Source organism: Bradyrhizobium sp. SZCCHNR1017, from assembly GCF_032381375.1.
Classification (GTDB): Bacteria; Pseudomonadota; Alphaproteobacteria; order Rhizobiales; family Xanthobacteraceae; genus Bradyrhizobium.
In genome coordinates, this window is the sequence record NZ_JAUHIR010000012.1 from 1 (window position 1) to 20,884 (window position 20,884).

At 64.6% G+C, this 20,884-nt stretch carries 20 protein-coding genes, 1 tRNA gene and 1 pseudogene; 9 read left to right on the forward strand and 13 right to left on the reverse strand.

Features of this window, described 5'->3' with window-relative positions; genetic code table 11:
- Together QW863_RS25675 and QW863_RS25680 are read left to right on the forward strand one after the other, a co-directional pair.
- Positions 1–234, forward strand: a pseudogene (locus QW863_RS25675) (hypothetical protein); the annotation flags it as partial.
- A 451-nt stretch (positions 235–685) separates the two neighbouring features.
- The gene (locus tag QW863_RS25680) at positions 686–1,729 is read left to right on the forward strand and encodes a tyrosine-type recombinase/integrase (protein WP_315769037.1); all 1,044 of its coding nucleotides are present in this window, start codon (positions 686–688) and stop codon (positions 1,727–1,729) included.
- A gap of 222 nt (positions 1,730–1,951) precedes the next feature.
- On the opposite strand, the gene QW863_RS25685 is transcribed toward QW863_RS25680, so the two are convergent.
- From QW863_RS25685 to QW863_RS25720, 8 genes are all read right to left on the reverse strand, one after another.
- Positions 1,952–2,027 (reverse strand) — tRNA-Lys (locus tag QW863_RS25685).
- Positions 2,028–2,192: 165 nt separating this feature from the next.
- Positions 2,193–2,798: a Spy/CpxP family protein refolding chaperone gene (locus QW863_RS25690; RefSeq protein ID WP_315769039.1), complete on the reverse strand. Its 606-nt coding sequence runs from the start codon at positions 2,796–2,798 to the stop codon at positions 2,193–2,195.
- A gap of 149 nt (positions 2,799–2,947) precedes the next feature.
- Complete coding sequence (locus QW863_RS25695) at positions 2,948–4,273, reverse strand: TRAP transporter large permease subunit (protein ID WP_315769041.1); 1,326 nt, start codon at positions 4,271–4,273, stop codon at positions 2,948–2,950.
- A complete protein-coding gene (locus tag QW863_RS25700) occupies positions 4,270–4,836 on the reverse strand; it encodes a TRAP transporter small permease (RefSeq protein WP_315752772.1) in 567 nt (188 codons plus the stop codon). The genes QW863_RS25695 and QW863_RS25700 overlap by 4 nt, the downstream gene beginning before the upstream one ends.
- A gap of 122 nt (positions 4,837–4,958) precedes the next feature.
- Entirely contained in the window at positions 4,959–5,975 is a 1,017-nt protein-coding gene (locus QW863_RS25705) for a TRAP transporter substrate-binding protein (RefSeq protein WP_315713282.1), read from the reverse strand.
- Between the two features lie 299 nt (positions 5,976–6,274).
- The gene (locus QW863_RS25710; protein ID WP_315769043.1) at positions 6,275–7,852 is read right to left on the reverse strand and encodes a 2-isopropylmalate synthase; all 1,578 of its coding nucleotides are present in this window, start codon (positions 7,850–7,852) and stop codon (positions 6,275–6,277) included.
- A gap of 112 nt (positions 7,853–7,964) precedes the next feature.
- Positions 7,965–8,090 carry a hypothetical protein gene (locus QW863_RS25715; RefSeq protein WP_284423887.1) on the reverse strand — a complete coding sequence of 42 codons (126 nt, stop codon included), beginning with the start codon at positions 8,088–8,090 and terminating at the stop codon, positions 7,965–7,967.
- A gap of 310 nt (positions 8,091–8,400) precedes the next feature.
- The gene (locus QW863_RS25720) at positions 8,401–8,646 is read right to left on the reverse strand and encodes a hypothetical protein (RefSeq protein WP_315752770.1); all 246 of its coding nucleotides are present in this window, start codon (positions 8,644–8,646) and stop codon (positions 8,401–8,403) included.
- 332 nt (positions 8,647–8,978) lie between these two features.
- Between QW863_RS25720 and QW863_RS25725 the strand changes: the two genes are divergently transcribed.
- On the forward strand, positions 8,979–9,713 hold the full coding sequence (locus QW863_RS25725; RefSeq protein WP_315752769.1) for an alpha/beta hydrolase: 735 nt from the start codon (positions 8,979–8,981) through the stop codon (positions 9,711–9,713).
- A gap of 9 nt (positions 9,714–9,722) precedes the next feature.
- Here the strand turns inward: QW863_RS25725 and QW863_RS25730 are convergent, their stop codons facing one another.
- Positions 9,723–10,223 carry a hypothetical protein gene (locus QW863_RS25730; protein ID WP_409977971.1) on the reverse strand — a complete coding sequence of 167 codons (501 nt, stop codon included), beginning with the start codon at positions 10,221–10,223 and terminating at the stop codon, positions 9,723–9,725.
- A 134-nt stretch (positions 10,224–10,357) separates the two neighbouring features.
- On the opposite strand from QW863_RS25730, the gene QW863_RS25735 reads away from it, so the two are divergent.
- The 4 genes from QW863_RS25735 (at position 10,358) to QW863_RS25750 (ending at position 17,462) form a co-directional block, all read left to right on the forward strand.
- A complete protein-coding gene (locus tag QW863_RS25735; protein WP_315769045.1) occupies positions 10,358–11,917 on the forward strand; it encodes a serine hydrolase in 1,560 nt (519 codons plus the stop codon).
- Between the two features lie 249 nt (positions 11,918–12,166).
- Positions 12,167–13,618, forward strand: coding sequence for a HAMP domain-containing sensor histidine kinase (locus QW863_RS25740; protein WP_315769047.1), 1,452 nt, complete (start codon positions 12,167–12,169; stop codon positions 13,616–13,618).
- A 350-nt stretch (positions 13,619–13,968) separates the two neighbouring features.
- Positions 13,969–16,269, forward strand: a complete 2,301-nt coding sequence (locus QW863_RS25745) for a TonB-dependent siderophore receptor (protein ID WP_315769049.1) — start codon at positions 13,969–13,971, stop codon at positions 16,267–16,269.
- A 17-nt stretch (positions 16,270–16,286) separates the two neighbouring features.
- Positions 16,287–17,462 carry a PepSY-associated TM helix domain-containing protein gene (locus QW863_RS25750; RefSeq protein WP_315769051.1) on the forward strand — a complete coding sequence of 392 codons (1,176 nt, stop codon included), beginning with the start codon at positions 16,287–16,289 and terminating at the stop codon, positions 17,460–17,462.
- Between the two features lie 10 nt (positions 17,463–17,472).
- Here QW863_RS25750 and QW863_RS25755 read toward each other — a convergent pair whose 3' ends face one another.
- Complete coding sequence (locus tag QW863_RS25755; RefSeq protein WP_315713647.1) at positions 17,473–18,036, reverse strand: HXXEE domain-containing protein; 564 nt, start codon at positions 18,034–18,036, stop codon at positions 17,473–17,475.
- A 122-nt stretch (positions 18,037–18,158) separates the two neighbouring features.
- Positions 18,159–18,449, reverse strand: coding sequence for a hypothetical protein (locus QW863_RS25760; RefSeq protein WP_315769053.1), 291 nt, complete (start codon positions 18,447–18,449; stop codon positions 18,159–18,161).
- Between the two features lie 199 nt (positions 18,450–18,648).
- Here QW863_RS25760 and QW863_RS25765 point away from each other — a divergent pair, with 199 nt between their 5' ends.
- Positions 18,649–19,236 carry a TetR/AcrR family transcriptional regulator gene (locus tag QW863_RS25765; RefSeq protein ID WP_315769055.1) on the forward strand — a complete coding sequence of 196 codons (588 nt, stop codon included), beginning with the start codon at positions 18,649–18,651 and terminating at the stop codon, positions 19,234–19,236.
- Positions 19,237–19,242: 6 nt separating this feature from the next.
- Here the strand turns inward: QW863_RS25765 and QW863_RS25770 are convergent, their stop codons facing one another.
- On the reverse strand, positions 19,243–19,479 hold the full coding sequence (locus QW863_RS25770; RefSeq protein WP_315769057.1) for a hypothetical protein: 237 nt from the start codon (positions 19,477–19,479) through the stop codon (positions 19,243–19,245).
- Between the two features lie 123 nt (positions 19,480–19,602).
- On the opposite strand from QW863_RS25770, the gene QW863_RS25775 reads away from it, so the two are divergent.
- Complete coding sequence (locus QW863_RS25775; protein ID WP_315769059.1) at positions 19,603–20,328, forward strand: Crp/Fnr family transcriptional regulator; 726 nt, start codon at positions 19,603–19,605, stop codon at positions 20,326–20,328.
- A gap of 69 nt (positions 20,329–20,397) precedes the next feature.
- Here the strand turns inward: QW863_RS25775 and QW863_RS25780 are convergent, their stop codons facing one another.
- Positions 20,398–20,751 (reverse strand): hypothetical protein, encoded by a 354-nt coding sequence (locus tag QW863_RS25780; RefSeq protein WP_315713304.1) that lies wholly within the window; start codon positions 20,749–20,751, stop codon positions 20,398–20,400.
- Between the last annotated feature and the right edge of the window lie 133 nt (positions 20,752–20,884).

Sequence of the window (20,884 nt, forward strand, 5' to 3'; positions counted from 1 at the left end):
CGCTTTCGCTTCATCTGTCCGTCCTTCGTCAGGCCGGACTCTAAATCGTTCTGGAGGAAATTCTTAGGGGCAGGTCACCTGATCAAGCGGCTCGGTAACACCACGACTTCCACGCTGTGGCGTTTATTTGAACACGACCACAACGGCCTGCCGATCGTGACTCACGTCACCGGCCATCCGCATCGAACACGGCGTAATGCCGATTTCGATCCCGCGAATCCGCGCCGGCACTGAGTGGGGTCTCGTCCTTTCCGCGAGAGGATTAGCGCCTATGATCACTACCGAGGCTATCCAATAATGCGCCACCGTCACCGAACGTTCTTCGCAGGTCTGAGATCTCTTCCATAAGCAGCCGGACAGAAAATACTCAGATCACGGAGCTAGACCCCAAAGGGGCTGCACGAAAGCAGCCGCGGTGCAGGTCGACTCTTTCAACTGAGTGGCGGTGCACTGCACATGATTCAGCCTCGAGTTATGACGAAAGAGGAAGCAGCCTCGTACGTAGGGTGCAAATCGCCTTCGGCCTTCAGTGACTGGGTTCGCCGCGGCATTATTCCCGGCCCGATCCCAGGGACACACAAATGGGATAGAAAAGCCATCGACGCAGCTCTTGACCGCCTATCCGGTTTCCAGACTAGAATCGAGCCTCAGCTATCTCCGTACGATGAATGGAAGGCGTCACAAAATGCGAGTGCGGCTGAAGGGGATTAATTGGTCAATCAAAAAGCTCGCCGATGGAACGTCTAAGACTTATTGGTATGCCTGGAAGGGTGGCCCGCGCATTGATGCAGAACCAGGCACGCCTGAATTCATGCAGCGCTACAATGAGGCTGTTGCATCCAACAAGAAAAAGAGCTCCTCCACATTCAGTTTGCTGATCGACTACTTCAAGGATTCCAGCGAGTACAAAAGCCTCGGCGAGAAAAGCAAACGCGCCTACGACAGCTATCTCAAACTCATAGAAGCCAAATTCGGCTCAATGCCGATTGCTGCCTTGGAAGACAGACGCGCTCGGGGTGACTTCAAAGAGTTTCGCGACTCCTTTTCCGAGACTCCACGCAAGGCCGATTACATTTGGGTCACGATCAGTCGCGTTCTGTCTGTTGCGAAGGATCGCGGTAAGATTGCTGTCAACGTTTGCGAACGCGGGGGTCGGCTTTACGAGGCCGATCGATCGGAAATCATCTGGACTGCCGAGGACATCCGCACCTTTTGCGGTGTCGCGTCCGTCGAGCTGCAAGCTGCGCTTCTGATGGCGCTCTGGACGGGTCAGCGTCAAGGAGACCTGCTTCGGCTGACCTGGAACGACTATGACGGGTCCTACATTCGGATGCGGCAGTCCAAGGGAAATCGCCGCAAGGGCGGACGCCGGGTCACCATCCCCGTGGGACCGCCCCTCAAGGCGGCGCTGGACGCTGCCCTGAAGAAGGAACGCTCCGCGGTAACCATCTTAGTTAACTCGTTCGGCCGACCATGGACAGAAGACGGCTTCAGAACGAGCTGGGATAAAGCCTTCAAGAAGACGTCGCTGAAGGATCTGCATTTCCATGACCTTCGCGGTACTGCCGTGACGCGCCTCGCACTATCGGGCTGCTCCGTCCCGGAAATCGCGGCCATCACAGGCCATTCACTGAAAACGGTACAGGAGATCCTGGACGCGCATTACCTTGGCGGCCGCCTGGACCTTGCGGAATCTGCCATCCAAAAGTTGAGCGGCATGTACAGCTAGACGTGGAGAGCCAGCAGCGGATCTTGCCCGATCCGGGATGCTCGACTCCCGTTCACGGCAAATGTGCAAAACCAAACTGCACGCAACTTCTGATTGCCGCGAGATCTGAGCATCTACCTGCATAGGCGACAGGGAGCACAGACTGCGAACAGATTTTTCAAACCGGTCGTCAAACCGATGAGTCCGTTCCGCGCCCTATTTTGGCTAAGTCCCTGAAAGGCTTGGTGGGCGCACTAGGGCTCGAACCTAGGACCCGCTGATTAAGAGTCAGCTGCTCTACCAACTGAGCTATGCGCCCGGATCTTGCATCCGGAGAAAGCCTTCCGCGAGAGCCGGTCGTTTAGCAAAGCGATTCCAGGATGTCCAGCGATCCCTGAGCATTTTTCGGCACTTTCGATGCAGAAAAACCGCCGGCGGGCGGCGGTTTTCCCCAAATGAAATCAGAAGGATCGTCAAACGGCTGTCAAAGCCGCCCGGACTCGCGTTCCTCCTCGGACCAGCCCATGTGGCCCATCGGTCCCGGGCCGAAGCGATGCTCGCCGAAGCGCGGACCGTCCTCCATGCCGCCCTCGCCGCGCTCCATCCAGCGGTGATGGCGCAGACCGTCCGGTCCCATCATGCGCCCCATCGGCCGGGTCAGCATCGACAGCCGGCGCTTCTGGCCATCGTCGAGCGTCTTGTAGAGCGGGTCGGCGGCGTCGGCGACCTTCTTCATCGCATCCGCCGTGACCGCCATGGTGTCGGCACGCTCGCGCAGCCGCGCCACCGGATCGACATCCTTGTCCTGCGCCTCGTCGGCTGCCTTCATCCGCGCGTTGGCACGATCGAACCGCAGCTTGACGAGATCGCGCACCGCGCTCTCGACCGGCGGCCACAATTTCTCCTGCTCCGCCGTCAGCTTCAGGCCGGCATGGACGGAAGCGATGCGCGCATCGAGCATGGCGGCGCGATCTTCCGGATTCATGCGCGCATGATGCATGTGATCATGAAACCAGCCGCGCTGGGCGTAGACCGCGGTCGAGCCGGCGATGGCGAGCACGGCGACTGCGGCGATGGTGAACCTTCTCATGCCAACCTCCTTGGAAACTCGGATCAGCATGAGCCTGCCGTTCCGCGCCTTCAACTTACAGTTTGGACAGAGTGTACGACCTTACGAAGATGTAATTGCTTCAAATACCTTTCTGTTTTTGCAAATCAGTTTCAGTTTGTTGCCGCGCCTCAAAGCATCCCCAGCATGCGCGGCAACCACAGCGAGATTTCCGGCACGTAGGTGACGAGCGCGAGGAAGCCGAGCATCGTCAGCAGCCAGGGCATGACGGCGATGGTCAGTTCGGTGATGCCCATCTTGGCGATGCCGGAGGCCACGTAGAGGTTGAGCCCGACGGGCGGGTGGCACATGCCGACCTCCATGTTGACCACCATCAGGATGCCCAGATGCACCGGATGGATGCCGAGCTTGACCGCGACCGGGAACAGGATCGGCGCCATGATCAAGACGATCGAGGTCGCCTCCATCACGTTGCCGGCGAGCAGCAGGAGGATGTTGACGACCAAGAGGAACACGATCCAGTTGACGCCAGCCGCCGCCATCCAGTTGGCGATCTGCTGCGGGATGTTCTCATTGGCCATCAGGAACGAGAACAGCACGGCATTGGTGATGATGTAGAGGATCATCGCGCTCATGTTGGCCGAGCCGAGCAGCACCTTCGGCACGTCCTTCAGCGACATGTCGCGATAGACGAACACCGCGATGACGAAGGCATAGACGGCGCTGACGGCCGCGGCCTCGGTCGGCGTGAACTTGCCGGTGTAGATGCCGCCGAGCACGATCACGATCAGCAGCAGGCCCCAGACGCATTTGCGGAAGGCCGTGAAGCGCTCGGCCCAGCTCGCCCGCGGCATCCGTGGATAGTCGTTCTTCCAGGCCCGGTAGAAGGTCGTGAGGCCGAGCAGGCTCGCCAGCATCAGCCCGGGGATAACCCCGGCGATGAACAGCTGACCGACAGAGGCCGAGGAGACGCGATGACCGGCCGGATCGAGCGCGATGCTGCCGCCGGTCGCGACCGCATAGACCACCATCACGATCGAGGGCGGGATCAGGATGCCGAGCGCGCCTGACGTCGTGATGACGCCGGCGCCAAAGCGCTTGGGAAAGCCCTGCTTGACCATCGCCGGCAGCATGATCGAGCCGATCGCGATCACGGTCGCCGGCGAGGAGCCGGAGACGGCGGCGAACAGCGCACAGGCCACGACGCCGGCAAGGCCGAGGCCGCCATACCAGTGCCCGACCATCGAGGTCGCGAAGTTGATCATCCTTCGGGCGACGCCGCCATGGGTCAGGAAATTGCCGGCGAGGATGAAGAACGGGATCGCCATGATCTCGAAATTGTCGATGCCCGTGAACAGCTTCAGCGCGACCGATTCGGTCGGCACGTTCGTCATGAAGAACACGAACGACAGCACGGTGAGGCCGAGCGCGATCGAGATCGGCATGCCCGTCAGCATCAGGAAGATGAGCAGGCTGAAGATGAGGAGGCTGCTCATCGCAGCGCCTCCGTCGCCGTCGGGTCGACGCCTTCGACATAGGCGTGGTCGTGATGCGGCAGCTCGTCGTGGCGGAGATAGTGCCAGGCGACCTGCAGGAAGCGGAAGCACATCAGATAGGAGCCGAGCGGGATGCAGAGATAGACCAGCCAGCTTGGCAGCTCCATGTCGGGCGTCACCTGGTCGGTCTGCGACAGGCCGTAGACGAACTTGGCGCCCATCGTGCCGATGATGGAGGTGAACAGCGCTCCGCACAGCAGGCCGAACAGGATGGTCACCTTGCGCAGCGATGGCCGCATCATGTTGACGACGACGTCGACGCCGACATGGATGCCCGTGCGCACGCCGTAGGCGGCGCCGAACTTGGCCATCCACACGAACATGTAGATGCAGAGCTCCTGCGCCCAGGACAGGTCGATCGGAAACAGGATGGGATAGAGGAAGGGCACGCCGACCAGGTAGCGGTGCAGCACGGCCACGAAGATGATCGAGGTCGCCGCCGCGATCAGGAATGCGATCAGGATCTCCTCGAGCCGATCGAGGATGCGCAACAAAAAGCCCAAGTCCCCTCCCCCACAATCAAAACGTCCGCGGCGCTTGGCTGCGCCGTCTGCCTTCTTGCGCGCCGAGTGCTTCGCCCCCTCGGTGCGCGGGCCATTGTCCGCGCACCGCTCGTCTCACGCCATCAGTTGGTCGAGCCGCGCGTCTCCTTCAGGAACTCGTCGATCAGCGGCTGGCCGACGCGCCCCGCGACGTCCTTGTACACCGGCATCATCGCCTTGCGCATCGCCTCGTCCTGGGCCGGCGTCAGCTTGACCAGCTCGGTCTTGCCGGACTTGCGGATCTCCTCGAGCGCGTCGTCGTTCTCCTTTGCCGACTGGTTGTTGCCGTAGGCGGTCGCTTCCTTCATCGCCTTCTCGCAGGCGGCGCGGATATCCGGCGGCAGGCCGTCCCAGAACTTCTTGTTCACGACCACGACGTAGCCGATGTAGCCGTGATTGGTCAGCGTGATGTACTTCTGCACCTCGTGCATCTTCTGGGTATAGATGTTCGAGGGCGTGTTCTCCTGGCCGTCGACGACGCCGGTCTGCAGCGCCTGGTAGACTTCGGAGAAGGCCATCACCTGCGGGATGGCGCCGAGGGTGCGGAATTGCGCGTCCAGCACCTTCGAGGACTGGATGCGGAACTTCAGACCCTTGTAGTCGGCGGGATCGACGAGCTTCTTGTTGGCGCTCATCTGCTTGAAGCCGTTGTCCCAGTAGGCGAGTCCGATCATTCCCTTGGGCTCGAGCAGCTTCAGCAGCCTGGTGCCGAGCGGGCCGTCGGTCACCTTCCGCAGGGTGGCGAGGTCGGGCAGGATGTAGGGCAGATCGAACACCTCGAATTCCTTGATGCCGATCGGGCCGAACTTGGAGTTCGAAGGCGCCAGCATCTGCACCGCGCCGAGCTGCAGCGCCTCGAGCTCTTCCTTGTCCTTGTAGAGCTGCGAGTTCGGATAGACTTCGACCTTGACCTTGCCGTCGGTATATTTCTCGGCCAGCTCCTTGAACTTGTCGGCGGCGAGGCCCTTCGGGGTGTTCGAGGCCACCACGTGGCTGAACTTGATCACGATCGGATTGTCGGCGGCGAGGGCCGGGCCGGCCAGAGCGAGCACCGCGAGCGAGGCGGCGGTGGCGATCACGTGGCGAAACTTGAAGTGCAAGGTGTCCTCCCGACGTTTCGGGGGACATTGCAATGACGCCCCCGCTTTGTATGCCAAGGACATTGTTAGCGGGTCGCCGGCCGGAATGCCATTGACCGTTAGCCGCAGAGGCGGGGATTCCCATGCCGCAGCGCAAAAATGGTGATGACTGTCATTCCGGGGCAGCCGCGCAAGCGGCTGAGCCCGAAATCCGAAGGTTATTGGCGCGGGCGCAAGCCAAGCTCGGGATTCCGGGTTCGACGCTGCGCGTCGCCCCGGAATGACGAAGCAAGGTTCGGCCCCAACCGACGATCGTGAACTCAGCTCGCTGCCGCGGCCGAGGCGCCCGCACCCTGCGCCACGTCGCGCTGGCGCTTCATGACCAGCTTGTTGAGCGCCCCCAGATAGGCCTTGGCCGACGCCACCAGCGTATCCGGATCAGCCGCGCGCGCGGTCATCGAGCGGCCATCCTGCGACAGCCGGACCGAGACCTCGGCCTGCGCATCGGTGCCCTCGGTCACGGCATGGACCTGGTACAATTCCAGCTTGGCCTCGTGCGGCACCAGCGACTTGATGCAGTTGAAGACGGCATCGACCGGCCCGTTGCCCTCGCTCTCCTCGATCTTGGTCACGCCGTCGACGTCGAGCTTCATGGTGGCGCGCTGCGGGCCGCGGGTGCCGGCAATCACCGACAGCGACAGCAGCTTGATGCGGTCATGGGCGCTCACCATGCCCTCGTCGATCAGCGCCTCGATGTCCTCGTCATAGATGTGCTTCTTGCGGTCGGCCAAAGCCTTGAAGCGGACGAAGGCGTCCTCGACCTGGTTGCCCGCCAGCTTGTGGCCCATCTCCTCCAGCTTGTGGATGAAGGCGTGGCGGCCGGAATGCTTGCCCATCACCAGCGAGGTCTGCTTCACGCCGACCGTCTCCGGCAGCATGATCTCATAGGTCTGCGCGTTCTTCAGCATGCCGTCCTGATGGATGCCGCTCTCATGCGCGAACGCATTGCGGCCGACGATGGCCTTGTTGTACTGCACCGGGAACGAGGTCGCGGCCGAGACCACCTTGGAGGCGTGGGTGAGCTGCGTGGTGTCGATCTTGTTCCAGTACGGCAGCTTGTCGTTGCGCACGCGCATCGCCATCACGACCTCTTCCAGGGCCGCATTGCCGGCGCGCTCGCCGATGCCGTTGATGGTGCATTCGATCTGACGGGCGCCGGCGCGCACGCCGGCCATCGAGTTGGCGACCGCCATGCCCAAATCGTTGTGGCAATGGACCGAGAATACCGCCTTGTCGGAGTTCGGCACGCTCTCGCGCACGCGCTTGAACAGGTCGTAATACTCCTCCGGCACGGCATAGCCGACGGTATCCGGAATGTTGATGGTGGTCGCGCCGGCCCTGATCGCGGCCTCGACGCAGCGGCACAGGAAGTCGAACTCGGTACGGGTGCCGTCCTCGGACGACCATTCGACGTCGTCGGTGTGGTTGCGCGCGCGGGTCACCGAGGAGATCACCAGTTCGTAGACCTGCTGCGGGTCCATCTGCAGCTTGTACTTCATGTGCACCGGCGAGGTGGACAGGAAGGTGTGGATGCGGCCGCGCCTGGCCGGGCGGATCGCCTCGGCGCAACGGTCGATGTCCTTGGCGCCGGCGCGCGACAGGCCGCAGACCACCGCGTTCTGGGTGCGCTTGGCGATCTCGTTGACGGCCTCGAAGTCACCGTCGGAGGCGATCGGGAAGCCGGCCTCGATGATGTCGACGCCCATGCCGTCCAGCATGGCGGCGATGTTGAGCTTCTCCTCGAACGTCATGGTGGCGCCGGGGCACTGCTCGCCATCGCGCAAAGTGGTGTCGAAAATGACGACGCGGTCCTTGTCGGACTGAACGGGATTGGACATCTGCTTTCCTCGAACTTTTCGGGTGGTGCGCGTGGCTTCCAGAGGCGCTGAAGGGTGTTTCGGTGTCGAAGCAGCCCCCTGAGTGCCCAGGCGCATCCCGCCCAGCCGGCCCTCAGGGGCAGCTAAGAAGCAGAAGCTCGATCGCGCCGATCAGGTCGGCGGGCTGCAGCGCGGCGAGCGCGATCGTCCGGGCGTCTGCCCCGGCGATGGCCTCGATCTCTGCGCTGCGAATCAGCATTGCCAAACCCTTTGCGAGAACACGAAAACTGTGCGGCAAAACCGTTGACGGTTTGTTGCCGAGGTGCCCTCGACAGCGCTTTTACTGGGAATGGGAGGGTCTCGCAACGCCGAATAATGGTCAGGAGAGGTGACGTATTCGGGCAGTCCCGCGCCGCTCTCCCTATAAATCTCTCCCTATGAACAGTGTCATCCCGGGCAAGGCCGCCAACGCGCCAGCGTTGGTGAACGCCGACCCGGGATCCGTACGCCGCGGCGGATTTGGCTGGGCGAGCTGGAGCGGCCATCCTGCCTCGCAGATCTCCCTGGGGTTATGGATCCCGGATCGGCGCACGCGTGACCGCGCGCTTGTCCGGGATGACGGTGAGGGTGTGGTTGTCGGCATCTGCACCAGCACGCATTTCACGCTCCCGCGACACATCCGTGCCCGAGTTGTTCACCCGCATCGTACCCTCTTCCATCAGAGGGTGCAGGGAAGACCGGGCGTCTGCCGACACCCGCGGCCCCCGTGCGATAGAAAATGCACGGGGCAGGAACCACAGGATCGGCCAGGACATCCCGGCCTTCCCTGCGCAACGGCTTTACGGCTTACTTCGCGCTCTCCCTGGGGACCGGGCTTTCTTGCCCCCATCATCCGCACCGCTGCTTCGCGCAACGGCACGAACTTGACCTCAGCATCGGGAGGCCAGGACCACACGACTTCGCCGTCCGCAAAACGCCGGTCGTCCACCGGCGCCTCACGGCCATCGCTCCCCGCACTCCACGTATCGTGACGACGCGTACGCCCCTCTTCGATGAGGCGGGATGACGTAGAGAAGCACGTTTTCTGAAAAAAGGAAAGAGGAAATTTCGTCGAATACGAAGATCGAGCGTGTGGTACCATGACCTCATGACAAACCGCATCTTCGTCCACGGCGTGCCGGACACGCCCGCAATCTGGGGCCCGCTGATCGCGGCGCTCGGCGAGACCGTGGCAGTGCCTGCCCTGCCCGGCTTCGACGGCGATGCACCTCCGGGCTTCGCCTGCACCAAGGACGCCTACGCCGACTGGCTGGTCGCGCTGCTGGAAGCGCAGCATGCGGCGGTCGGGCCGCTCGACCTGGTCGGGCATGATTGGGGCGCGCTGCTGGTGCTGCGCGCGGCATCGCTGCGGCCGGGGCTGGTGCGCTCCTGGGCGGTCGCTGGCGGCGCACTCGATCCGGACTATCGGGGACATCGCATCGCGCGGATCTGGAATACGCCCGTGCTCGGCGAGATATTCATGGCGGTGTCGTCGCAAGCTGCCATGGCACGGATGTTCCGGCAGAGCGGATTGCCATCGGAGCTGGCGGCGCGCGAAGCCACGGCATGGCAGGCTCCGATGCGCCGGGCGATCCTCGCGCTGTATCGCTCCGCCGACGGTCTGTGCTTCAAGGGCGACTGGATCGCGCGGCTCGAACAGCTGCCGCGGCGTGGACTGGTGATCTCGGGCACACAGGATCCGTTCGTGCCGCTCGACACGCTCAGCCGGTTCGCGCAAGCGCACGGCGCGCGGCTTCATGTCGAGCCGGACGCCGGCCACTGGAGCATCGTCGAGCGGCCGCAGAGCATCGCGGCCGTGCTGCGGGCGTATTGGGCGGAATGAGCACCAGTCCTATTGCGACAGGGCTGAGACCAGCGCATCGCCGATTACATTGGCAATCTCCTGCTCGTGGCCGGGGTATGCGCGAAACACGTATTGTTGCCCGAGGAGTTGAGTTTGCTTCTCGACGTTCCAAATCCGAAGCGAGACTTTGTGACGGCCATCGCTGAGGAGCGCGGCATTGCCGACCAGCACGAGATCAAAGTGCAGATCTCGCGATTTCTCGAATTGCGGCAGCAGAATATCCGGATGACCTGGGCTTGCCATCGGGACAGGCTCTTCGACGACCCGGAGCGACGGCATTGCGTGGAATCGCGCGCGTAGCGCGCTCGTCAGAAGGGCGGCATCATCTTCCGCCTCAGGCGTCATCGCATGCAGCTCGGGCACCGCGATCACGCGTTCGCCTTCGGCCGAAGCAGGTCGCGCCAGGACCGTGAGCAGAGCCGCGACGGCAAATGCAACACCAAGAAAAACGTCATGAAAACGTCGAAGTATGCCGGCCTGCATGGTCACTTCAATCCTCATCTCAATCTACGCCCGAGCAATGGGCCGGCTCTTCGACGTGCGCGCCGGCTATCACACAATCTTTGATGGATTGCGGTCCTCTGATACCATAACCTGAAAGTCGCTCATCGGAGACATTCGACATGGCGCGTCTCAAGACCGGACTTTGGTTGTTCTCGGCGCTGCTGGTGGCCCGGCTCTTCTCCAGCGCAGCCTTCGCCGAGGACTTGAGCCTCGCCCGCTTTCCTCAATCCGACTGGGCGACCGCCACGCCTGAGGACGAAGGGATGGATTCGGCGGCCCTCGCAAAACTCGTCGCTTCCGGTAAGGCGATGAGGTTCGACAGCCTGCTGATCGCGCGCCACGGCCGGGTCGTGCTCGATGCGTCCTATGCACCGTACAACGCCGACGAGCCGCACATCATCAATTCCGCGACCAAAGCCGTGGTCTCGACGCTGATTGCGATGCTGCTCAAGGACGGCGTGCTCGACAGTCTCGATCATCCGGTGCTCGACTTCTTCAAGGATCGCAAGATCGACAATGTCGACGCGCGCAAGCAGGCGCTCACGGTGCAGCACCTGCTCAACATGACCTCCGGGTTCGACTGGGACGAGGGTTATAGCGGCGGCGCCGAGACATCCCTCTACGAGATGGGCCGGAGTCCGGATTGGGTGCAGTACATCCTCGACAGGCCGATGGCGCAAGCGCCCGGCGAGACGTTCTACTACAACAGCGGCAACTCGCATCTGCTCTCCGCGATCGTCACGAAGCTCACCGGCAAGAGCGCGGAGGACTTCGCCAAGGAGAGGCTGTTTGGGCCGCTCGGGATCACCGAGCACGCCTGGTTCAAGGATGCCCAGGGAATTTCCGCCGGCGGTTTCGGGCTGGCGCTGAAGCCGCGCGACATGGCGAAGATCGGCTACCTCTATCTGCGGCGCGGCCGCTGGGGCGAGCAGCAATTGCTGCCGCCGGACTGGATCGAAGCCGTCAACCACGCCACCGTCAGCATGAATGCGAAGTTCGATCCGGGGCTCTCCTACGCCGATCAGTTCTGGGCCCTGCCGGACAAACACGTGTTCATGGCGGTCGGCTACCACTGCCAGGTCATCATGGTACTGCCCGACCGCGACATCGTGGCGGTGATGACCGCGCGCGAGTTCTGTCCATTCCGCAAGCTCGCCAACACCATTTCGGCGACTGTGACGTCTGACAGCGCCCTGCCTGCGGCGCCGGAAGCGGCAGCCGCGCTCGCCGCTGATGTCCGCGAGGTCGCGACGGAAACCCGAGGCCCGGTCGGAGCCGTGCCGGAGATGGCGGCTTCCATCTCGGGCAAGACCTACAGCTTCCCGCCCGGCCCGCTCGGCATCAACACGATCAAGCTGGACCTCACGGGACCGGAACCGCAGGTCACCTGGGACATCCCCTCGCGGGACCGCGCCGGAGGCACGGTGCATCTGCAGAGCCCGATCGGCCTCGATGGCCTCTATCGCAAGACCGCGCCGCCCCATCCCTGGCAGCCCTTCACCTACCGGGCCATGAAGGGCAGCTGGATCGACGCCACGACCTTCGTGATCGACGCCCAGTTCATTGGCCAGGGCGAGGAGCGCAATTGGCGGCTCAGCTTCGACGGCGACAAGGTGATGTTCCGAACGAAGGGCCGCTACGGCAAGGACGTAGTGGTCGAGGGTCATGCGGCGCCATGAGTCCTCGGCGGCTCTGCGCAGCCTGACGAAAGTCGAGCGCAAATGCTGCAGCACTGATCGGCTCCGTTCGGCTGGGCGGAGACATGCCGCACGGCGAGAATTGGAACAGTTCTCATAGCGCTCTGCGTGCCGCGGGCGGCGGATGCGATCTCCCGTCGTTTTCTCAAACAGATCATCTCGTGTATGTCTGCCCTCCCGCCGAGGCTCTCACTCCGCGGCGGGGGATCGTTTTTCGATTGCGGTGGCATAATGTTGGGATTGCTGGAGCGTCTGGGTCTCCGTTTCGAGGATACCGTCGAGGAGCGGCGTTTCGTCGACCATTACGTCCGCGGCAGCACCGGCTGGACGCAGATCGCGATGCTGCTCGGCGCCCTCACCTTTGCCGGCTACACGCTGTGGGACTGGGTGCTCTATCCCGAGATCGTGCCGACCACGTTCGCGATCCGCGGCGGGACCGCCGCGCTGGTGCTGCTGCCGCTGACGGCTTTGCTGTCGACGCCGGCGCGCCGATGGGCCGAGCCGATTCACCTGGTCTATTGCGTGATCCCCGGTTGCGTGCTGCCGACGATCTACTGGGTGCTGCCGTCGGGCTTCACTTACTCCGCGGCCGGCATGATCATCGTCATCCTGTTCGTCTCCACCATGCTGCCGTTGCGCACCGGCTCCTACGCGATCTTCTGTGCAACGAGCTGGAGCGCGCTGGCGGTGGCCGAGAGTCTTGCGACCGAGCCGCTGCCGCCCGGCCTGCGCTTCATCGATCATTCGCTGGTCGGCAATGCCTGCCTGCTCTCGCTCTATGCCGTCGGCGCGCGCGAGTACCAGGCGCGCAAGCAGTTCCGCACCGCGGAGGCGCTGCAGCGGGAGAAGGAGCGCTCCGAGGCCTCGCTGCGCGATCTGCATGCCACGCAGGCCCATCTGGTGCAGGCGGAGAAGCTGGCCTCGCTCGGCCAGCTCGTCGCCGGTGTCGGCCACGAGGTCAGCACGCCGCTCGGGCTGGCGCTGACCACGTCGACGGCGATGGAAGACGACGTCGAGGCGATCGCGCGCATGCTTGGCGGCGGCCCGGTGCGGCGCTCGGATCTGGCGAGGGGCGTCGCTCGGCTGCAGCAGGGCCTGCATTTGACGACGCAGAGCCTGCACCGCGCCTCCGAGATGGTACACAGCTTCAAGCAGGTCGCCGTCGACCAGGCCAACGAGGCGCTGCAGACCTTCGAGCTGCAGAGCTGGATGACCGATCACGTCACCAAGCTCCGCCCGCTGTTGATGCGCCAGGGCCTGACGGTCGTGCTCTCTTGCCCGGAGGGCATCGTGCTCACCAGCTATCCCGGTGCACTCGGACAGGTCATCAGCATCCTCGCCTTCAATGCGGCGACGCATGCCTATCCCGGCGACATCAGCGGCGTCTTCACCGTGGAGGTCGCACAGCCCGGCGACGATTCGGTGCGCATCGTCTGCGCCGATCAGGGCGTCGGCATGCGCGACCAGGTTCGCGGGCGGGTGTTCGACCCGTTCTTCACCACGCGCCGCGAGAAGGGCAATGCCGGCCTCGGCCTGCACATCGCCTTCAACCTCGTGGCATCCACACTCGGCGGCCGCATCGAGCTCGACAGCCAGCCGCAGCAGGGCACGCGCATCACGCTGGACATTCCGCTGATCGGACCAGGCAAGCCGGCCGAGCTGGAACTCGCCGCCGCACAATAGGCTCGGGGGCGCGCCCGCATCAACGACCGGTCCCAAGCGTTGAGAGTCCTCGGCACGCAGTCCCGGAAAACGAGACCAGCAGCGCTCCGTCCGCAGCTTGGGTGCAGCGCTTATCGCGCATCATATCGTGCACGATCATGGATCACTCCGCGTCGATCGTGATCATCAAATGCGCAATGCCGCAAAGACGCCGCGACCTGCGCATCTCCGAACCAATTAGAACAATTCAACACCGCATGGCTTAGAGCAATTCAATCCGGCGTGTTGTGTCTTTCGCTGCACTGCGTTGCTAGACGTCGCATCGAGCTGACCGTTCCCTCGAACGGTGCGACGTGGAAGTGCAGTAGACGATGACGAAGTGTGAAGGCCGGCGCGATGCGCGCGCTCGTACCGGCATGCGTGGCGCGATTGCGCTCGTGAGTGCTCTGACCGCAGACCTCCTCTGGTCCCCCTCTCCCGTGTTTGCGCAGGCGACGCTGCCGCCGGTGACGGTCGACGTGCCGGCGCCGAAGCGCAAGCCTGCGAGCGCCGCCAGCGCGCCGCAGCGCCAGGCGCGCGCGCTACCGTCACGACGCGCGATGCCGCCGCCGCCGATGCCGACACGCGCGGAACGCGCCGCGGCCGAGGCCGTAGTCCTCGACGCCGCCAAGCTCAACTACCGCGCCATGCCGAGCGCGACCACGCTGCGCAGCGGCGCCTCGCCGCTCGACACCGCGCAATCCGTCAACGTCGTGCCCGAACAGGTGATCAGGGACCAGTTGCCGCGCAACATCGACGACGCGCTCGCCAATATCAGCGGCGTCACCCAGGCCAACACGCTCGCCGGCACGCAGGACGCGGTGATGCGTCGCGGCTTCGGCGACAACCGCGACGGCTCGATCATGCGCAACGGCCTGCCGCTGGTGCAGAGCCGCAGCCTCAATGCGGCCGTGGAGAGCGTCGAGGTGCTGAAGGGCCCGGCCTCGCTGCTCTACGGCATCATGGATCCCGGCGGCATCGTCAACACCATCAGCAAGCGCCCCGAGCTTTATCAGCACGGCTCGGTGACGCTCCTCGGCTCGGCCTATGCCAACAACCGGACCGGCGCCGACGGCACGATCGACGTCACCGGCCCGATCGGCGACGGCGGCCTCGCCTATCGCTTCATCGGCTACGGCGTCAGCGAGGATTACTGGCGCAATTTCGGCCGCCATCGCGAGATGCTGGTGGCGCCGTCGCTCGCCTGGTACGGCGACACGACCACGGTCCAGCTCAACTACGAGCATCGCGAGTTCATCACCCCGTTCGATCGCGGCACCGCCTTCATAAATGGCGCACCGCTCGCGATCCCCGCGACGCGGCGGCTCGACGAGCCCTTCAACAACACATGGGGGCAGTCCGACCTGGTCCAGGCCTCGGTCGAGCAGAAGCTCAACGACGATTGGAAGCTCACCGCGGCCTACAGCTACAACACCGAGAGCTCCAGCGCCAACCAGCTGCGCATCACCGCGATCGATGCGAAGGGCAAGGAGACCCGCAGCAACGACGGCACCTGGGGCTCGCTCAGCCGGGTCAGCTACGGCACGTCCTACATCCAGGGCGCCTTCTGGCTCGGCGGCCTGCGCAACGAGGTGCTGTTCGGCGGCGACGCGCAATATCGCACGATCTATCGCCAGGACCTGATCCGCGACAAGGTCACGAGCGTGTTCAATGTCTACAACCCGGTCTACGGGCTGATCCAACCCGGCACGCTGGTCTCGGCCAGCGACAGCGACCAGACCGACAAGCTCGGCCAGTATTCGCTGTTCGTGCAGGACACGCTGCATCTCACCGACAAGCTCTCCTTCGTCGGCGGCGTGCGCTACATGGACTACGAGCAGATCGCCGGCCGCGGCCGGCCGTTCAAGGCCAATACCAACGTCGCCGCCGACACCGTGCTGCCGCTCGGCGGCGCCATCCTCAAGCTCAACGAGCAGGTGTCGCTCTACGCCAGCTACACCAAGAGCCTGAAACCGAACTCGACCATCGCGCCGCTCACGGGCGGCGTGGTGCTCGGCTCCAACATCGCACCGGAGCAAGGCACGGCGTGGGAGACCGGCTTCAAGTTCGATCTCGACAAGAGGCTGTCCGGTACCGTCGCGGTCTACGACATCGACAAGCAGAACGTGCTGGTGTCGCAGACCAATGCCAGCAACGTCGTCGAATACACCACCGCCGGCAAGGTGCGCTCGCGCGGCGCCGAGGTCGACGTCAGCGGCAAGATCGCCGAGCACTGGACCATGATCGGAAGCTACGGCTACACCGATGCCAGGGTCACGGACGACCCGGTCTATCGCGGCAACCGCCTGCAGAACGTCGCGCTCAACACCGCCTCGCTCTACCTCGTCTACGATTTCGGCACGGCGCTGCCGGGCCAGCTCAGGCTCGGCGGCGGCGCGCGCTATGTCGGCGACCGCGCCGGCGACGCCGCCAACAGCTTCGTGCTGCCGTCCTACGTCGTCGCCGACGTGTTCGCGAGCTACGAGACCAAGCACCATAACCTGCCGGTGCTCTACCAGCTCAACGTCAAGAACCTGTTCGACAACGTCTACTACCCCTCGGCCAACAGCGCGCTGACCGTCGCGGTCGGCGATGCGAGGCGGGTGTCGCTGTCGGCGACGGTGAAGTTCTGAGCCAAGGAGAAGCGTGCGTGACGTCCTTCAGCATCAAACCCGCGCTGCTGCAGATCCACTCTGTCCTGGGTCTTGCGGCCGCGCTGATCCTCTCCCTCTTGGGCATCACCGGCGCGATCATGGGTTTCGAGGACGAGATCCAGGCCGGTCTCAACGCCAAACTGTCCCACGTCGCGCCGCGTACGGAAGCGCCGCTTTCGCCCGCCGAGCTGGTGGCGCGGCTGCAGGCTGATCCGGCGCTCGGCAAGGTCTCGGCGATCACGCTGTCGCGCGATCCCCTGGCGGCCGTGCGCGTCCGCTTCGCGCGCAATGAGGATGGCGGCCGGCCCTCCTCGCTGCTGGTCGATCCCTATGACGGCCGCGTGCTCGGCACGCCCAGCGGCGAGGCGTTCTTCGCCACCGTGCGGAGGCTGCATCGCTGGCTGCTGCTGCCGGGCGACGGCAACGGCGCCGGCCGCCAGATCACCGGCGCCGCGGTGCTCGGACTCGTCGTGCTGCTGATCACGGGCCTCGTGCTGCGCTGGCCGCGTCGGGCGAGCAGCGCAGCACTGTGGCTGAAGCCGCAGCTCGGACTGAGCGGCCGCGGCCTGCATCGCTCGCTGCACAGCGTGATCGGCACATGGGTGCTGCCGGTCTATCTGGTGATCGCGCTGACCGGGCTGTCCTATTCCTACGCCTGGTACAAGGACGGCCTGACCTGGCTGCTCGCGCCGGCGACATCAGGAGCGCCGATGCCGGGCAAGGCTCCGCGCGAGGGTCGCTCCGGGTCTGCGGAAGCAAAGCCTGTCGCGCTCGATCTGGTCTGGGCCACGTTGCGTGAGCAGATCGGGGATCGCTTCGCGGCGATGCAGCTCACCTTGCCGGCGGGCGCCGGCGCGGCGGTGCGCGTGCGCGCCTGGCCGAGCGAGGCGCATGACGGCCGGCGCGACGAATTCCGTATCGACGGCGCGACGGGTCGGCTGCTCGCGGCCGAGCGTTACGCCGACAAGACCGCCGGCGAGCGCGTGCTCGCCCGCATCCTGGATATCCACCGCGGCAGCATTCTCGGCTGGCCCGGCCAGCTCGCCTTCATGCTCGCCGCCGCGCTGATGCCGCTGTTCGCCGTCACGGGCACGCTGCTCTATCTGTCGCGGCGGCGCTTGCGGCGTCAGACGCAGTCGGCACGCGCTGTCCAGCTCGTTCCCGGCGAATGAGGCCGCGCGCTCAGGCTGCGGCGCGGACATGCGACGCGCGCCGGATGGCGTTGGCCGCGATGATGACGTGCAGCAGCAGCGACAGGCCGAAGCCGAGGGCGTGCTGGGCAGCCGTCGCCGGGATGGTGAGGACCGTCACGAGGCCGAGCGGAATGAACAGCACGATGCCGGTGACGAGGCCGGGATTGTAGCCACGGAAGCGCAGCGCCGGACCGATATGGCCGAGCGAGTTGACGAGCATCAGATAGGGCGCGACCAGGGCCCAGGCCGGGCCGGCGATCCAGGCGACATAGAGCGCAATCAGGTCGATGCCCCAGACCGCGCCGCAATTGACCCAGAGCACGTCGATCGTGGTCAGCGCCTCGCGGCCGCCGAACATCACGTTGTTGACGAAGCTGCGGAAGCGGTCGCCGGTGTGCTCCTCGACCTGGTGGATCATGTAGCCCGGCGAATGCAGGAAGATCAGCAGCAGCGCGAGCGGCCAGTCGGCCGCCAGCAGCGGTACCAGCGCCAGCAGCGCTGCGGCCATGAACACGGCACCGGCCACCCAGTGACGGGAGAGAAGGTCCAGCATCAGCGAGTGATGCGCGAGTCGGCTGAACTTGCCAAGCCGGGTTGCCCCGAACACCGCCGCGCCGGGAGGCTGCGGCGTGATGACCTGTCGCAGCCTCCAAACCTTTCGGGGCGCGGCGCGACCTACTTGAGCAGCACCAGGCATTCGCCGGCCGGCGTGGCGTTGGCGCGGGCGGTGTCGCGATCGAACTTGCCGGCCATCACCAGCGGCCTGACACGCTCCACCATGACGTCCTTGACGACGCTATCCGGGCCGATGGCCGGCGCTGCGACGTCGTAGATCTGCTTCGCCACGGGCGACAGCTTGGCGGCACAGCTGTCGGCGGCGGCGCGGTTGCCGGCCAGCGCGGCCTGCGACAGAAGACATTGGGAGACGGCGATGAATGTGACAAACGGGAATGCGACGCGCAGCATGGCAATCAGTCCTTCGTTCAAATGAGGTTCAGCCCGGCGCAAGCAGGCTCGGTCCGGAGCACATCCACTCAGTGTCCGGCCGCCCGCATGCGGGCTCTGATCTAACCCGAGCCGGCAGCAACGCCTACTCGATTTCGCCCGTCCGCCAGCCGAGGTCCAGACCGTGCAGCAAGCTCCTGAAATGCTTCGAAAAACCCCGGTGCAGAAGCGTACGCGGCAGACCCTCGACGTGATCTTCGAGGCAACCGCTCAACTTCTGCAGAGCGGCGGCGGCAAGGGCCTGAGCACGAACGCCATCGCCGAGCGCGCGGGCTTCTCGATCGGCACGCTCTATAGCTATTTCAGGGACAAGACCTCACTGTTGCGTGCGCTGGTGCTGCGCGAGTTCGCTCGACAGGAGGCGGAGTTCGGGGAGGCGCTGGAGGCGCATCGCGGGCTTGGACGCGAGGCGATCGTGCGCGCGGCGGTGCGCCAGGGCTTCGCCCCGTTCGCCGGCCGTCACCGTGTGCGGCGCTATCTTCTCGTCCTGTTGGGCAACGACGCGGAGCTGCAGAAGGCGCTGCACGAGATGGTGGACCGCATGACCGAACGGCTGATCGCGACGGTGGGATTGCGGAGTGAAGCGATGCCGGCCGCGCGCCGCTTCATCCTGGTCCGCGCTGCGCTGGGCCCGATCCGGGCTGCCGTCATGCGCGAACATCGCCTCGTCGGCACACGCGAGCTCGAGGACGAACTGGTGCGGCTGATGCTGTTCCTGCTGGAGCCGGATCCCGTCAAATCGTCATGAGGGCCGTCACGAGGGGCCGTCGGGCTTGGCGGCCTCCAGCCGCTCAGCGAGCTTCTTCAAGGCCTCCTCCGACGCCGGCCGGCTCTGGAACTCGCGGATGGCGCGCGACAGCTCCTGATCCGACATCGGATGAGCCGGCTGCTTGATGCGGCCGTCGGCAAGGGCGGCTGCGATGGTCTCGATATGCGGCCCCGTGCCACCGAACAATCGGCGGAGCCGGTTGAGGAACGCGATGTGGGGCACGGCTGTTCTCCCGATGCGGCGACCGGCAACCTTCGACCGCATCTGCTGACGGCGACCTTAGTCGGTAACGCCGGCTCCGTCGTCTCATTTGATACGCAACACCGCCCGGACGGTAGGATTTTCATGGATGCGGACCGGATCGTCACCAACAAGCTCAGGGAGCATTCGAAACTGTCCGGCGAGGACATCGCCGAGATCCGGAATTTCAGCTCCGCTTTGCGCGAGCTCGCCGATCAGGAGGACCTCATCCGCCAGGGCGACGAGCCGGACCGTTCCGTCGTCGTGCTGTCCGGATGGGTGGCGCGCTATCACCTGCTGTCCGGCGGGCAGCGGCAGTATCTCTCCTTTCACATGCCCGGTGACTGGCCCGACGCCCAGTCGATCTTCCTCGACTGCATGGATCACGCCGTCTGCGCGATCGGGCCGGCGGTGGTGGCGAGCGTTGCGCACAAGGAGCTGACCCGCGCGATCAGCCGGCGGCCGACGCTCGGCTTTGCGATCTGGCGCGAGACGCTGATCGATGCGTCGATCTTCCGCGAGGCCATCACCAACAACGGCGCGCGGAGCAAGCCGGCGCGCATGGCGCACATGTTCTGCGAGCTGTTCTATCGCGCCCGCGCGCTCGGCCACGTCCGGCACGATCAGTTGCAGTTGCCGGTCAGCCTGGTGCAGCTCGGCGAGGCGCTGGGCATCGCGATCGCGACGGTCAACCGCACGCTGGTCGAGCTGCGCGCCAGCCGCGCTGTCGATTTCCGCAGCGGCCTGCTGACGGTGCACGACTGGACGCGGCTATGCGCGATCGGCGAGTTCGATCCCAGCTATCTGCACCTGAAGAAGCAGCCGCGCTGAGGCACAGGTCTCAGCGCGGCCACTCACGTGGGCTCGCGACTCCCACCTTTAACGGTTGCGCGCGTCAGCTCAGGCGACCTTGGTGATGAGCTTGACCACGTAGGCGTAGGGCCCGTTCGGGCTCTTCTCGGCGATCCAGGCGCAGTGCCAGTCGGAGCCGTAGCGCAAGCCCGTGTCCCATCCCGAGCCGCCGCCGTGCTCGTTGTCCCACGACCAGGCCTTGCGGTCCTTCTGAGGATCGGAGGGGAAGCTGCTGCCGCTGTAGACGGAGATCTGCCCCTGCTGCGCGCGGAACGGCGAGTTCGTGCTCCACTTGAGCCACAGATTGCCCTGCTCCTCGTAGGACGTGAGCGACCATTGGTAGGACGCCGAGACGGTCTGCGGATTGGTGCTGGTGGCCGAGGTCTGCTCAATGACTGCCATGATTGTCTCCTTACAAAATGAGATGAAAAATCTTCACAATAGTGGCTGCCCAAAAGACAACCATTGATTGTATATCTGATAAAGCTCCCCCCGACAACGTGCGCTGTTCGCACAACGCCGTGATCGCGCGGCA